Origin of the sequence: Pseudomonas sp. C9-3 (genome assembly GCF_032392015.1) — a bacterium.
Lineage (GTDB): Bacteria > Pseudomonadota > Gammaproteobacteria > Pseudomonadales > Pseudomonadaceae > Pseudomonas > Pseudomonas nitroreducens.
Genome location: NZ_CP135919.1, coordinates 76,077 through 89,378 on the forward strand (window position 1 = coordinate 76,077; position 13,302 = coordinate 89,378).

Sequence of the window (13,302 nt, forward strand, 5' to 3'; positions counted from 1 at the left end):
TTTGCACACGCAATGCGCGTGCCGGGGAATCAGTTGCGGCGTTCGACGATATAGCGGGCGAGGGCGCGCAGCGGTTCGGCGCTATCGCCAAAGCCTTCCAGCGCAGCCAGCGCCTGGTCGCGCAGGGCGAGGGCGTAGGCCTTCGCTTCGTCGAGGCCGAGCAGCGCGGGGTAGGTCGGCTTGTCGTGGGCCTGGTCCTTGCCCTGGGTCTTGCCGAGGGTGGCGGTGTCGCTTTCCACGTCGAGGATGTCGTCCTGCACCTGGAACGCCAGGCCCACGGCTTCGGCGTAGCGGCGCAGGGCTTCCAGCGCATCGGTGTTGGCGCGGCCGCTGGCGAGGGCGCCGAGCTGCACGCTGGCCTCGATCAGCGCGCCGGTCTTGTGCCGGTGCATGGTTTCCAGCGCCGCCTGGTCGATCTTGCGGCCCACGGACTCCAGGTCGATCGCCTGCCCGCCGACCATCCCGGCAGAACCGGCGGCGCGGGTAAGGATCATCAGCATGTCCAGACGGGTCTGCGCATCCTGCGGATTGAACTGGGCGTTACCGATCACCTCGAATGCCAGCGCCTGCAGACCGTCACCGGCGAGAATCGCGCAGGCCTCGTCATAGGCAATGTGGGTGGTCGGCTGGCCGCGACGCAGGTCGTCGTCGTCCATCGCCGGCAGATCGTCGTGCACCAGGGAGTAGGTGTGGATCAGCTCCACTGCGCAAGCAGCGCCGTTCGCGCGCTCGGCGTCGCCGCCCAGTGCTTCGCAGGCCGCGTAGGCCAGCAGCGGGCGCACGCGCTTGCCACCGTTGACCACGCTGTAGCGCATGGCGGCGTAGATGCGGGTGAGTTCTTCACGGGGGGCGACGAAGAGTTTTTCCAGCGCAGCGTCGACACGCGCCGTACAGCGCGCCTGGTAGCCGGCGATCATGCGTCTTCGCCTTCCGGATCGAAGGGCGCTTCGCTCAGTTCGCCATCGCGTTCCAGGAGGATCTGCACCTTCTGTTCCGCCTGGGTCAGCGCCGCCTGGCAGTCGCGCGTCAGGCGGATGCCCTGCTCGAAGGCCTCCAGCGAGTCCTCCAGCGACAGCTCGCCGCTTTCCAGGCGCTCTACCAGCGTTTGTAGCTCGGCGAGGGACTGTTCGAAGTCGAGGGAAGCTTTCTTGCGGGCCATGCGGACATCTCGGCGGGGGTATTCGGAAACCTCGCGACACTAGCAGAGACGGGCTTTGCGGGCAAATCTTCGGTCAGGCCGCCGGCGACTGCACAAGCGCTGCCGGCGGCGCTTTCGAACCGGTTTCTAGTAGCCGGCGTCGCGGACGCCCTGGTGCTCCGCCACCACCTTGAGCATGCGCAGCGACTCGAATGGAGCATCGACCACGAACTGGTTCGCCAGCCAGGACGGCACGCTGCCGCCGGGCTCGCCGCGCATTTCGTAGGTGACTTCGGTGAGCTTCGGGCCCTTGGGGACCATCTGCCAGGTCCCGGAGACGCTGGGCACGCGGATGCGGTCCTTCACCGGTGGGAGATAGTCCGGCGCGGCCTGCAGGTGGCGGATCATGCCGCCGTCCGGGGTTTCTTCGGTGCTCACCTTCAACACCAGGTCACGCGGGGCGGCGGGCCAGGGAAGCTTGGTGTCGAGGTAGACCCAGATCGCCTCGTCGCTGTACTTGAGCAGGCGCATCTGCGCGCAGGCGTAGAGCCAGGCGCAGGAGACGCGCAGGTTCTCCTGCAGATGCCCGAGGGTGGCGACGTCAGCCTTCACCAGCGTAATGCCGCGGAAGCTCTTGTAGTTCGAGCCGGCGACCTGTTTCAGGTAGACCTGCACGCCGTCCTGGTCCTTGGCGAGCTTCCAGTCGCCAGCCTGCGCGTACGCTGGCAACGGAGCTGTCAGTAGCAGGGCGAGCAGGAAGGGCGAGGGGCGCTTCATGGCGGCGGACCGGCGAGGGGATAGACCGATCTTATGCCTGCCTGGTGACAGCGGCGCATTGGCCGGCGAGCGGTCTGGCATGCCGGGAAGCTTTTTCGCAGGCATTAAAAAAGCCGGCTTGTGGCCGGCTTTCAGGGGGTGGTCCAACCTTACTTCTGGTAGGGCGGGCCGCCTTGATTCTGTGGCAACGCAGGGGACTGCGTGCGGGGCGCGCATGGTAGCAAAGTCGGGACGAAAAGCCTAATCCCGGTCACAAAAAAGCCCCGCAGTGGCGGGGCTTCTTCGCGGCGGGGGCTACCCCGCGACCATCACTTGGCCTGGAAGGCGGCGACAGCCTTGGTGATGTAGTCGTGGGCCTGGGCGGCGTCGCCCCAGCCTTCGACCTTCACCCACTTGCCCTTCTCGAGATCCTTGTAGTTCTCGAAGAAGTGCTTGATCTGCTCCAGCAGCAGGGCCGGCAGGTCGGTGTATTCCTTCACGTCCTTGTACAGGACGGTCAGCTTGTCGTGCGGTACGGCGATCAGCTTGGCGTCGCCGCCGGCTTCGTCGCTCATGTTCAGCACGCCAACCGGACGGGCGCGAATGACGGAGCCCGGAGCGACCGGATACGGGGTCACGACCAGCACGTCCAGGGGGTCACCGTCGTCGGCCAGGGTGTTCGGGATGAAGCCGTAGTTGGCCGGGTAGAACATCGGGGTGGCCATGAAACGGTCGACGAACAGGCAGTCGGTGTCCTTGTCGATTTCGTACTTGATCGGCGCGTGGTTGGCCGGGATCTCGATGGCGACGTAAATGTCGTTCGGCAGGTCTTTGCCAGCCGGGATGCTGCTGTAGCTCATGGACGACTCCAGATAGTGGTCGGGCCGAAAAAGTGCGGCGGATTATAGGCAGATTGCCGTGTCCAAGCCACAGACATCGCCTAGTGCGCCCGAGTTTCCTGATATTCGGGGTGCTCGGCTTGCAGCCGGTGCAGGCGCGAGAGCGGATCTTGCCGGTAGAACAGCGAAAGCTGTTCATAGACTTTGGGATAGGCCGCCTGAAGGAGGTCCGGAGCGGTAAAGAAGTACTCGCTGGTGACGGCGAAGAACTCGGCAGGATTCTCGGCCGCGTACGGGTCGATGGCGGTGTGCGCCTGCGGATCGCGGTCGAGCTGGCGGTTCATGTCGTCGTAGGCGGCCTGCATGGCGGCGGCCCAGTCGGTGACGCGCATGTCGCGGTGCAGTGGCGGCAGACCGTTGGCGTCGCCGTTGAGCATATCGAGCTTGTGCGCCAGTTCGTGGATCACCAGGTTGTAGGCGTCCCAGCCACCGCCGCTCTCCACGCCGGGCCAGGCGAGGATCACCGGGCCTTGCAGGGAGGTTTCGCCGGCACGCTCGTCGTCGAATTCGTGCATGACGCCAGCGGGGTCGCGGTGTTTCTGCGGGCTGACGAAGTCGTCGGGGTAGAGCACCAGCTCATGGAAGCCGCTGTACCAGTTCAGGTCCGGCAGGTGCAGCAGCGGCAGCTCGGCCTGGGTGGCGAGCAGCAGGCGGCGGTAGTCGTCCAGTTCGATGCCGGGTAGCGGCGAGAGGCGCTTGTCGCGCAGGAACAGCAGCGCCCGCTCGCCGAGCCGGCGCAGTTCCTCTTCGCTCAGGCCGTCGAGGATCGGCAGCTGCCGCCGCACCTGCTCCCAGAGCTGGGCGTCGAGCGGATAGCGGGCGAGGAAGCGCCGGCGGCGCCAGGCGCTGAACGACCACATGGGCGGATCAGTGCTCGCCTGGCTGGGCCTTGGCCGATGGGCGCATCTTGTGGCGGATGAAGCCGATCAGCATGGGCACCAGGGAGAAGGCGATGATGGCGATGATCATCACCGAGAGGTTCTGCTTGATGAAGGGCACGTTGCCGAAGAAGAAGCCCAGGGTCACCAGGCCGCCGACCCAGGCGATGCTGCCGGCCACGCTGAAGAACAGGAAGCGCGCGTAGGGCATGTAGGCCATGCCGGCGACGAAGGGCGCGAAGGTGCGCACGATGGGCAGGAAGCGCGCCAGGGTCACGGTCTTGCCCCCGTGGCGCTCGTAGAAGGCGTGGGTCTGGTCCAGGTAGTCGCGGCGGAAGACCTTCGAGTTCGGGTTGCTGAACAGGCGCTTGCCCAGTGTTCGACCGATCACGTAGTTGGTGCTGTCGCCGCTGATCGCCGCGAGCAGCAGCAGGCCGCCGAGCAGCCACGGGTCCATGCCGCCAGCGGCGCAGATGGCGCCAGCGATGAACAGCAGCGAGTCGCCCGGCAGGAAGGGCGTCACCACCAGGCCGGTCTCGCAGAAGATCACCAGGAAGAGGATGGCGTAGATCCAGGTGCCATAGTTGGCTACCGCCAGCGACAGGTAGCTGTCGAGGTGGAGAATCAGGTCGATCGGGTTGAATTCCATGAGAAGCCTGTTTGACAACGAGGTGAACGGCCGGGCCGACCATTATAAGGCGCGACCTGGCTGCCGGGGGCGCTCTCTGTCGAATCCTGCGACGGAGACCCGCGGGAGGATATTACAGCTTCTGCGTGAAAATCCTGTCGCTGCAGGCGCCGCAACGCCTTGTGACAAATACCGCGGGAGCGCTGGACGCTGCGTCAGAGCAGGCTTGCCTGCCAGCTCAACAGGGCGGGCGCCGCTCGGGGTGTCAACGCCGCGCCGTTCTGCTCGCCGGCGGCTGGCAACTGCTCGGCCAGCGGGTGTACGGCGACTTCGCGGGTGTTCATCGCGGTTTCCAGGCGTGCCTCGGCGATCAGCTGCTGCAGGCGCCCGCTGCGGCGCAGGGTGCGCAGGCCGCGGTCGAGGCTGGCGGCGAGGGCTTCGCCTTCGGCGCGCTTCTTCGGCACCAGCACGTAGAGTGGCTTGACCTCCAGCGGCGGGTCGACGAACTCCAGCTGCTCGCGCAGCGCCGGGGCGTTCTGGCTGAGCAACTGGTAGCCGGTGTAGCGGTCCACCACGGCCAGGTCGATACGCCCGCGCAGGAGTTTTTCCAGGTTCTGCCAGTCGCTGCTGACCACGTCCTTGTTGAGGAAGTCGGCGCTGTCGAAGCTCTCCTGGTTGACGTAGCCGCGCACCACGCCGATGCGGTAGGGGCGCAGGGTGTCGAGATCGCGGGGGTTGATCGGCAGGGCGCGGTCGCGACGGCGGAAGAAGCCGAGCTGGGAGTCCAGCAACGGCATCGAGGTGTAGAAATCCTGGCTGCGGTCGGGCGACAGGTAGGCCGGCATCAGCGCGTCGAAGCGGCCCTCGCGGGTTTCGTTGAGCGCCCGCTGCCAGGGCAGGAACACCAGCTCTGCCTTGTCGCCGTTGAGTGCCAGGGCTTCGTTGAGGATGCGGCTGGCCAGCCCGTTGCCTGGCAGGTCGCTACCGACATAGGGCGCCCATTCCAGGGTGGCGACACGCAACGTCTGGGCCTGGGCGATGGCGCCCGCAAGGCCCAGGCAGAAGCAGGCGGTGCGCAGAACGAGCAGGGAAATACGCATGGGATCCCTTCATGCGGAGGCCGCGGCAATTCCGATGATGGCACTTTAGTGTGCCGGGCCCGCCGCCGCCAGCGGGCCGTTGCGTGCCTCAGTTGAGGTCGTCGCTGATCGGCAGGATGTAGTTCTTGAACTCGCTGTCCTCGCGGAAGCCGATGGACTCGTAGACCTTCTGCGCCACTTCGTTGTTGACGCTGGTGGACACGCGCATGCGCACGGCCTGGGTCTCGCGGGCCATCTGCCGGGCGGTCTGCAGCAGGTGGTCTGCGACCAGCTGGCGGCGCGCCTCTTCGGCGACGTAGATGTCGTTGAGGATCCACACGCGCTTGAGCGAGAGCGAGGAGAAGCTCGGGTAGAGCTGGCAGAAGCCCAGCAGCTTGTTGTCGTCGTCGTCCGGCAGGGCCAGGTAGATCACCGATTCCTTGCGGCGCAGGCGCTTCTCGAGGAATTTCCGCGAGGACTCGGGGTAGGGGAGCATGCCGTAGAACTCGCGGTATTTGACGAACAACGGAGCGAGCAGATCGAGGTGGTCGAGCGTGGCTTGCACGATGCGCATAAGCGGGCCTCGGCGGGAGGTGGGTGGGCTGGTATGGCAATGCAGGGGCTATGCCAGCGAATAGCCATTGGTCCGATGCTGCACCAGAATTTGTGGAAAGCGCAATCCAAGCGAGCGTTTGATCAGCGCCAGCAGCTATCCACGCTGCCGGCGCTGGTGCCGCGCTGGCCCTGGTGGTCGAGGGTGAAGTCGCCGCATTCGCTGTCGCCGGCCTGGGCGCCCCGGCGCAGGGCGGTCAGGCGGTAGCTGCGGGTGTTGCCGTCGATGAACTCGGCCTGCAGTTCATAAAGCTGGTGCGGCGACAGGCGCTTGCCGTCGGCCAGCGGGTAGCCGAAGGCCAGCCGGGTCGCGGCATCGGTGTACTTGCTGTATTGCGCCAGGTAGCGCTCCTGCTGCGCAGCGGCGTCGCGCAGCAGTGTCTGAGCCTCGCTGCGATTGGCGCGCAGGACGTACTGGCGATAGTTGGGGATGGCGATGCCGGCCAGCAGCGCGAGGATGCAGACCACCACCATCAGCTCGATCAGCGTGAAGCCTCGCGCGCGGCTTGCGAGCGTGCGTGCGGACATCAGGGATACCCCGTGGGCAGGTTGAAATTCAGGATCTGCCAGTTGAAGCGGCCCTGGTTGACCGGGTCGAAGAGCTGCACGGGCAGGCGGCTGCCGTCGGGGGTATAGAGGTTGCCGCCGACGCGCGTCACCGGGCCGTCGATCCGGATGCCGCTGGCACGCTCACTGAAGGAGCCGTCGCCGGCCAGATCGAAGACATTGAAGTCCAGCGCGCCGCCGGTCTTCGGGTCGACTGCCAGCAACCAGTAGGTGATCCCTGCGCTGCAGGGGTCGGCATTGGGCTTGCTGACGGTGACGAAGAGTACGTCGCCTAGCATGAAGGGCTGGTCGAGGATCATCTCGCTGTCGGCCAGATCGAAGTACCAGCCACGGATGCCGACACCACGTTTACCGCTGCTGTCCCAGCTCACGCTGGCGCTGCTCAGTTGCCGGACCAGGGTACTGCCGCCGCTGTGGCTGACGGTTTCCTCGGTGAGCGTCTGCTTCTGCAGGTCGCCCAGTCTGGTCAGGGTGGCGGGTTCGCCGGCGCCATCGACGTGGGCGAGGTAGTCGGTCTGGTCCCAGAACCCATAGAGCGATTGCGCGGTGGCCGGGCCTTCCTTGTCGCTGCCTTCGAAGTATTTGCCCGTGCCGGCCAGCACCAGCTGCCCGCCGCGCGGATGCTGGGTGACTTCCGGCGCCGCGCTCACAGCCTGGCCCCGTGCGTTGGCGAGGCTGGCCAGCAGGCTTGCCTTGGCATCGATGCCGCCTTGGCGATACAGGTTGCCCTGAAGGCTGCCGTAATAGCGCTGGGCGAGTTCTCCGGGGCTGGCGGCCTGGGTCCAGGCGACCGTGCTGGCGACGTCACCGTCGCCGCCGGTGGCATGGCTGGCGGCATCGATCCGGCCGTCGGCCAGGCGGATCGACAGCGAATAGCCCTTGCCCGCGTCGTAGCCATTGCCGGTGAGTACGTAGGGCTCGCCGTCGGAGTGGGTGATGACCGGGCGCTCCAGCAGGTAGCCGAAGTCGATGGTCTTGCCGTCGCGGCTGGCGGCGCTGGCGCTGTGCTCCCAGAGCAGCCTGGGGGTGTCCGGATCGGTGATGTCCAGGGCGAACAGGCCGCGCCCGCCCCGCCCGGGCGCCATGACCAGCACGCTGTGCCAGGCACCGTCGAAATAGACGTCCTGGGTGACGGCACTGCCGTCGACGAAGAAGCGGTGCAGGTTGTTGGTGTTTTCCTCTTCCGAGCGCCCTGCGTAGTTCTTCGCCGGCAGGTAGTTGAGCTTGTCGACCACTGCCGCGGGGATGAACGCCCAGCGCTCCCGGCCGGTCTCGTCGAAGGCGTGCAGCATGCCGTCGTTGGCGCCGACGTAGATGCGCCGTTCGCGGTCGGCGTGGTCCTGGAGGAAGGCGTCGTAGCCGCTGGCGCCCGCGGCCTTCTCCAGGTAGTAGGTGACACTGGCGGGCGCACCGACGACCACCGGTGAGGAGTAGATGATGTCGCCCAGCAGGTGGTTGCGTGCACGGAAGGTGGCGTCTTCGTCGCTGCGGTCGCCGCTCAGCCAGGCAACGCGGCGTGCCCCGAGGTTGTCACGGGTCTGGGTGCCGGGCGCCCTGTCCAGCTGCTCCTGCTGGGAGGCCGCGAGGTTGCCCCAGGCAAAGGCCTGGAGGTTTCCACTCGGGCGATCGGGGCGCGTGTTGATGTAGAGGCTGCGGCTGGCGGGGGAGCGCTGGTCGAGCTGGTTGCGGAAGGACAGCGCGGTATTGGCCTGGGCGTTGCCGTCGGCGTCGAGGCGGTATTGCAGGATGTCGCCGCTCCAGTCGGTGGGCTGGTAGCTGGCGCGGTAGAGGTGGGTGTCGGTGCTCAGCGAGGTCGAGCTGGCACCTGCCGCAGCGACTGCCAGCTGGTTGGTGGAGATGCTGCTGACGATGGCCTGGAAGGCTTGCACCAGTTCGCTGGTGGAGTCGGCGCTGAAGAATTCGCCGCGGGAGTTCAGCGCACCGTGCCACAGCGCCGCCACCTTGCCTTCGTTGGCGGTCACTGTCATGCCATCGATGCTGGTGCTGCCGCTTGGGTTCGGCCAGCTCTTGCTGCCGTCGAGCAACTGCGGGTAGGAGCCCGAGTAGGTATCGCCGCCCCATTGCAGGTATTTCAGCGTCGGGCCGAGCCCCAGGCCGACGGTATAGGTGGTGACGTGCTGCCAAATGGCCGGATCGTTCTTCGGGTTCCAGTAATCGTTGCCGTCGCGATAGCGCGGCGGGACCTTGTTGTCCAGGTCGGTGCGCGCATCGGTTGCCCAGCCGAGGAAGATGTTGTCGGCGAGGGTGTTGGACCACTTGTCGTAATAAGGCGCGGTGCCGGCGAAGGCCTTGCCGTCGGGCAGGGTGCGCGCGGTGCCGTCGGCATTGCTGCCGCCGGAGCCGTCGCCGAAGCCATCGGTCATCAGCAGGTGGTAGGTGGGACGACAGGCGTACTCGGTCTTCACGTCGCGCGTGGCGCCCGGCACGCGGGCGTAGGGGTTGTAGGCCGTCGTGCTGGAGAGGTAGCTGTTGACCCGGTTCTGCGCCGTGCCCAGCGGCGTGCCGCCACTGGCTGCCAGTCGCGCGGAGAAGTTGAAGAATTCGGCCTTGTGCTGGCCGGTGAAGGAGGCGAGGGTCTGGTTGCCACAGGCGGTGGAATTCAGGTTGAAGCTGCTGCTGTAGCAGTTGTTCAGGCCCTGCCAGGTGACCCGGATATGCTCGGGCAGATCGAACAGGGCCAGGTTCGCCGCGGTGCGCGTGGCGAGCTGGCGGGTACGGTAGAAGGAAAACCAGTTGGCGTAATTCTGCTGCTCGGCGGTGCTGGTCACCCATTTGGGGGTGAAGCAGGTCCGCGTGCAGGCGCTGGCGCTGGTGTAGGAGGAGTCGGCCGCGCAGTTCTGCACCGCGCTCAGGGTGCTGGTCGCCACGTTGCGCGCGTGCGGGCAGGCGGTGTCGAACTGGTAGTAGTGGGCGTAGCGCTGGTAGGCATCGGTGCTGTTGACCGCCTGCGTGGCGTTCTGGCTGTAGCCGTTGCCGGTGTTCCTGTTCAGGTCCAGCGTGTTGGTCTGGATGGTGAGGAAACCGTCGTAGAAGGCCTTGTCGAAACTGGTGGTGTAGCGCTCGCTGGTGAGACGCCCACCACTGAAGGTGACTTTCCAGGGCGCGTCGTAGGTGATCGCCGGGTTGTAGTACATCGGGTTGTACGACGAGGAGCGGTTGGCGATGGTGTAGGAGCTCATGCCGTCGGGCGTGTAGGCGCTGGTCATGCTGCCGGAGTCGTCGAGGGTGACGATCAGGTTCGGCGAGACGCCCTCGACCAGGAACAGCGGCGCCTGGCTCGGGGTGGCCGCCAGCGCGTTGGCGGCGGCGAGCAGGGCGGCGCCCAGCAGTGCGCCGCGCAGGCGGTTCTCAGCGCTGCACACGGGCGTACTCCTGCAGGCGCACCTGGGCCTGGTCGGTGATGCCGGTGGCAAGGGCGTTCACCTGCAGCAGCAGGGTGCCGCTGCCGGCCAGGCAGTCGGCCATGGCGCTGGAGGAGCGGCTTTCGCACTGGGCGGCCACGTACCAGCGTGGCGCGCGGCTGAGTTCGTCCAACTCGCCCGGGCTGGCGAGGTCGTTGCCGCGGTAGGTGCGTGCCTTGGTGATGAGAGCGCTGCTGGTCGAGTCGGAAGGGTTCAGCCAGAGACGGTCGCAGAGCAGCACCTGCTGCTGGTCCTGCGCGGTATCGATGCAGTCGTCGAGCGTGCCCACCGCCATGCTCGGGCTGTGGCGGCTACGGTACAGCGCCTCGTTGACGGCCGAGGTGGCGCCGCCCAGCGCCGCCTGGTAGTCGCGGGCGTCGGCGAGGCTGTTGTCCAGCAGCAGGCCGCTGCGCAGGTTGCCCAGGGTCAGGATGCTCAGGCCGAGCAGCAGGATCAGGGCGATCAGCAGGGTCTGGCCGCGTTGCCGGTTCATGGCTGGTTCCTCAGGTAGAGCGTCTGCGCGAAGGCACTGCACAGCCCGCGCGTGCCGGTGTCTTTCTGCTGGTCGCCGAGCGGGTCCGGATAGCTGCAGTTCTCCGGCAGCAGCGGGCGGGTCGAGGTCAGCACCAGGCCGACACGGACCTGGTTGACCGAGGCGTCGACGAAACGCAGGTCGTGGATGCCCGTGGCGAGTACTACCTCGCCGGCCGAAGCGCTGTTGTTGGTCTTGCAGCGCAGTTCGCCGCCGGAGAAGTGCAGGTGACTCACCAGTACCTGCGGCGTGCCGCTATCGGCATCGCTGTAGAGCGCGCCACCGCTGCAATCCTGCAGGAACTGCGCATCGACTCGCTGCGAGCGCTGGTAGCGCAGGCACAGGCCCTTGCCGTCGGCGTCGACGCTGCTGGCCTTGCCAGTGCCAAAGCTGCAGCCGGTACGGCTGTCGGTCAGCGAAGGGAAGGGGCCGTCGCGATCGAGGATGAAGTCGAATTGCGTGGCGTCCTGCGCCACGGCATGGCGTTGCCAGGCGACGTAACCGGCATGCCCGGCCTCGTTCTGCAGCAGGTCGAGGATGAAACGCGCGCGGCTCTGGTTCTGCTGCTGGGCATTGTTGAAGGCGGCGTGGTCGCTGCCCGACAGGTAGATCTGCAGCACGGTGAACAGCACCAGGGTGCCGAGTGTCAGCGCCACCATGAGCTCGATCAGTGACAGGCCCTTCTGTGTGCTGGCATTCATGGCTGGAAACTCAGTCGATAGCGCTCGACGCCACCGTCAGCGTCCGCGCTCAGGCAGGCGGAGTCGGCGTCCTCGGCAACGGTCGGGCTGCCGCTGCGGCAGTTGCGGCTGTGCCAGGCGAGCTGGATCAGCAGCAGCGGTTGTTCGGCGCCGCTGGCGCAGGATTTGCCGTCGCGGGTGGCGCAGATGAAGGTGGAGTCCTTGAGCAGTTCGTCGTCGGTGACGAGCCGGCGCTGCACCTGCGCCGTCCAGCAGGCCAGCTCGCGACGAATCCTGTCGCTCGTGCCGAGCCCGCTGGTGACGCAGGATTCGCCGCTGCCCAGGGTGGGGAAGGCGCTGCCCTTGGCCACCAGGAATGCCGCATCGCCCTTGAGCTTGCCGTTGCGGACCAGCCCGTCGCGATTGGCCTGCATGCTGCGGGCGAGATCGGCAGCGAGGAGGATCGCGTTCTGCCGCTGCTGGCTGTCGTGGGCGTAGCTGATGCTGCGCGCCTGCAGGGCCAGCATGCCCAGCAGCGCCACGCTGGTGAGCATCACCGCGACCATGACCTCGATCAGGTAGAAGCCCCGTTCGCCGCGCACTGGCTTCATTCGCATACCCAGACTGCCCCGCTGCGTTGCAGGCAGACCTTGCTGCTGTAGCTGCCGGAAGCAAGGGTGAAGACCAGCGGGTAGTCGAGGCCGGATTCGGCGATGCCGTTGCCGTCGAAGACCACCCGCGCGGCGCTGGTGCTGGTCTGGACCTGCACCTTGGCCGAGTCGTCCAGCTGGGCGCGCCGCAGTTCGATGGCCTGGCTGCCAGCCAGGTCGCCGCCACGTCGCTGGGACACCACCAGCATCGAAGTCCAGTCGCCACTCGCTTGCGGTGTGACGCTGATTTCCTGGTGGCTGATCTGCGCCTGCGCGCGGGCATATTGCAGCAGGGCGATCAGTTGCTTGCCGCCGCTCTGGGCGCGGTTGCGGTTGATCAGCAGGTCGAAGGAGGGCACTGCGATACCCAGCAGGATCGCCAGGATCGCGATGGTGACCAGGGTCTCGACCAGGGTGATGCCGCGTTGGCTCGCAAGCCGGGTGAAGGTAGCGCTACGGGGTGAATCCATGTTCTCGCCATCGACTGGGGTGCGCCGGGCGGCGCAGCCTTCCGTGCCAGTGCACGGTCCTTGATGGCGAGGTTTTTATCGCGATGAGCGGGAGGGGCGATTTAAGACGATTCTTAAAGACGGCGATCACCTGCGCGGCATGTGGTCGCGTTCACGGCAGAGCCTTCCTGCTCAGCCACCGAGCAGGAAATTACCCCGTGACGGCGCGTCGTCTCCTTCCAGCGCGGGCAGCTGCGCCTCGTCCTTCAGGTTCACTCCCGACAGCTGCCGGCGGCACGCCTCGCGCATCAGGTAGAGCAGGCGGTGCGTGGCCAGGCCGTAGCTCAAACCCTCCAGGCGCACGTTGGAGATACAGTTGCGGTAGGCGTCGTTCAGGCCGACCTTCGGTGCCCAGGTGAAGTACAGGCCGAGGCTGTCCGGTGATGACAGGCCAGGGCGCTCGCCGATCAGGATCACCACCATCTTCGCCCGCAGCAGCTCGGCCACTTCATCGGCGACGGCGACGCGGCCCTGTTGCACCAGTGCGATCGGCGACAGGCTCCAGCCTTCGTTACGCGCCTGTTCCTCCATGCGTTCGAGGAAGGGCAGGCTGTGGCGCTGCACGGCCAGCGAGGAAAGGCCGTCGGCGATCACCACGGCGAGGTCGTAGCTTTGCGGATGGCGGTCGGCATGGCGGCGCAGGATCGCTATCGAATCTTCATTCAGGCGGCGGCCGAGATCGGGGCGTTGCAGATAGGTGTCGCGGTCGGCGGCGGCGCTGTGCAGCAGCAACGTCTCGCGGCCGCGTTCGGCCAGTTGCGCGGCAAGGCCATCGCGGTCAAAGGGCAGGTGCACGGCGTCGCGTGCCTGGGCGTGGGCGAACTGGAAATCCAGCTGCGCGCCGGTCGGCAGGCTGGTGCCGGCGCGGCCCAGGGCGATGCGCGCGGAGGTCAGCCGGCGCAGCTCCTGCCAGGGGTTGGGGGTGAAGCTGTCGCTCATCGAAAACTCCTTA

15 protein-coding genes are annotated in these 13,302 nt (G+C 66.7%); all 15 read right to left on the reverse strand.

What is annotated here, in order from left to right:
* Nucleotides 1-29: 29 nt before the first annotated feature.
* Nucleotides 30-917: a (2E,6E)-farnesyl diphosphate synthase gene (ispA, locus tag RS899_RS00365; RefSeq protein WP_315808811.1), complete on the reverse strand. Its 888-nt coding sequence runs from the start codon at nucleotides 915-917 to the stop codon at nucleotides 30-32.
* Entirely contained in the window at nucleotides 914-1,159 is a 246-nt protein-coding gene (locus RS899_RS00370) for an exodeoxyribonuclease VII small subunit (protein WP_315808812.1), read from the reverse strand. Before RS899_RS00370 ends, ispA begins: the two co-directional genes overlap by 4 nt.
* A 126-nt stretch (nucleotides 1,160-1,285) precedes the next feature.
* Complete coding sequence (locus RS899_RS00375) at nucleotides 1,286-1,915, reverse strand: START domain-containing protein (protein ID WP_315808813.1); 630 nt, start codon at nucleotides 1,913-1,915, stop codon at nucleotides 1,286-1,288.
* A gap of 308 nt (nucleotides 1,916-2,223) precedes the next feature.
* Nucleotides 2,224-2,754, reverse strand: coding sequence for an inorganic diphosphatase (gene ppa, locus RS899_RS00380; RefSeq protein WP_017521720.1), 531 nt, complete (start codon nucleotides 2,752-2,754; stop codon nucleotides 2,224-2,226).
* A gap of 80 nt (nucleotides 2,755-2,834) precedes the next feature.
* Nucleotides 2,835-3,653: a zinc-dependent peptidase gene (locus RS899_RS00385; protein ID WP_054908336.1), complete on the reverse strand. Its 819-nt coding sequence runs from the start codon at nucleotides 3,651-3,653 to the stop codon at nucleotides 2,835-2,837.
* A gap of 7 nt (nucleotides 3,654-3,660) precedes the next feature.
* The gene (locus tag RS899_RS00390) at nucleotides 3,661-4,320 is read right to left on the reverse strand and encodes a DedA family protein (protein ID WP_054908337.1); all 660 of its coding nucleotides are present in this window, start codon (nucleotides 4,318-4,320) and stop codon (nucleotides 3,661-3,663) included.
* A 194-nt stretch (nucleotides 4,321-4,514) separates the two neighbouring features.
* The gene (locus RS899_RS00395; RefSeq protein WP_054908338.1) at nucleotides 4,515-5,399 is read right to left on the reverse strand and encodes a substrate-binding periplasmic protein; all 885 of its coding nucleotides are present in this window, start codon (nucleotides 5,397-5,399) and stop codon (nucleotides 4,515-4,517) included.
* A gap of 88 nt (nucleotides 5,400-5,487) precedes the next feature.
* On the reverse strand, nucleotides 5,488-5,952 hold the full coding sequence (locus tag RS899_RS00400) for a GNAT family N-acetyltransferase (protein WP_024764674.1): 465 nt from the start codon (nucleotides 5,950-5,952) through the stop codon (nucleotides 5,488-5,490).
* 122 nt (nucleotides 5,953-6,074) lie between these two features.
* Complete coding sequence (locus RS899_RS00405) at nucleotides 6,075-6,518, reverse strand: type IV pilin protein (protein WP_315808814.1); 444 nt, start codon at nucleotides 6,516-6,518, stop codon at nucleotides 6,075-6,077.
* On the reverse strand, nucleotides 6,518-9,940 hold the full coding sequence (locus tag RS899_RS00410) for a pilus assembly protein (protein WP_315808815.1): 3,423 nt from the start codon (nucleotides 9,938-9,940) through the stop codon (nucleotides 6,518-6,520). Before RS899_RS00410 ends, RS899_RS00405 begins: the two co-directional genes overlap by 1 nt.
* On the reverse strand, nucleotides 9,927-10,472 hold the full coding sequence (locus RS899_RS00415; RefSeq protein ID WP_315808816.1) for a hypothetical protein: 546 nt from the start codon (nucleotides 10,470-10,472) through the stop codon (nucleotides 9,927-9,929). Before RS899_RS00415 ends, RS899_RS00410 begins: the two co-directional genes overlap by 14 nt.
* A complete protein-coding gene (locus RS899_RS00420) occupies nucleotides 10,469-11,212 on the reverse strand; it encodes a PilW family protein (RefSeq protein ID WP_315808817.1) in 744 nt (247 codons plus the stop codon). The genes RS899_RS00415 and RS899_RS00420 overlap by 4 nt, the downstream gene beginning before the upstream one ends.
* Nucleotides 11,209-11,802 carry a type IV pilus modification protein PilV gene (gene pilV, locus RS899_RS00425; RefSeq protein ID WP_315808818.1) on the reverse strand — a complete coding sequence of 198 codons (594 nt, stop codon included), beginning with the start codon at nucleotides 11,800-11,802 and terminating at the stop codon, nucleotides 11,209-11,211. The genes RS899_RS00420 and pilV overlap by 4 nt, the downstream gene beginning before the upstream one ends.
* Nucleotides 11,799-12,311, reverse strand: coding sequence for a GspH/FimT family pseudopilin (locus RS899_RS00430; protein ID WP_054908344.1), 513 nt, complete (start codon nucleotides 12,309-12,311; stop codon nucleotides 11,799-11,801). The genes pilV and RS899_RS00430 overlap by 4 nt, the downstream gene beginning before the upstream one ends.
* Before the next feature lie 171 nt (nucleotides 12,312-12,482).
* Complete coding sequence (gene eutC, locus RS899_RS00435) at nucleotides 12,483-13,289, reverse strand: ethanolamine ammonia-lyase subunit EutC (RefSeq protein ID WP_315808819.1); 807 nt, start codon at nucleotides 13,287-13,289, stop codon at nucleotides 12,483-12,485.
* Nucleotides 13,290-13,302: the final 13 nt, after the last annotated feature.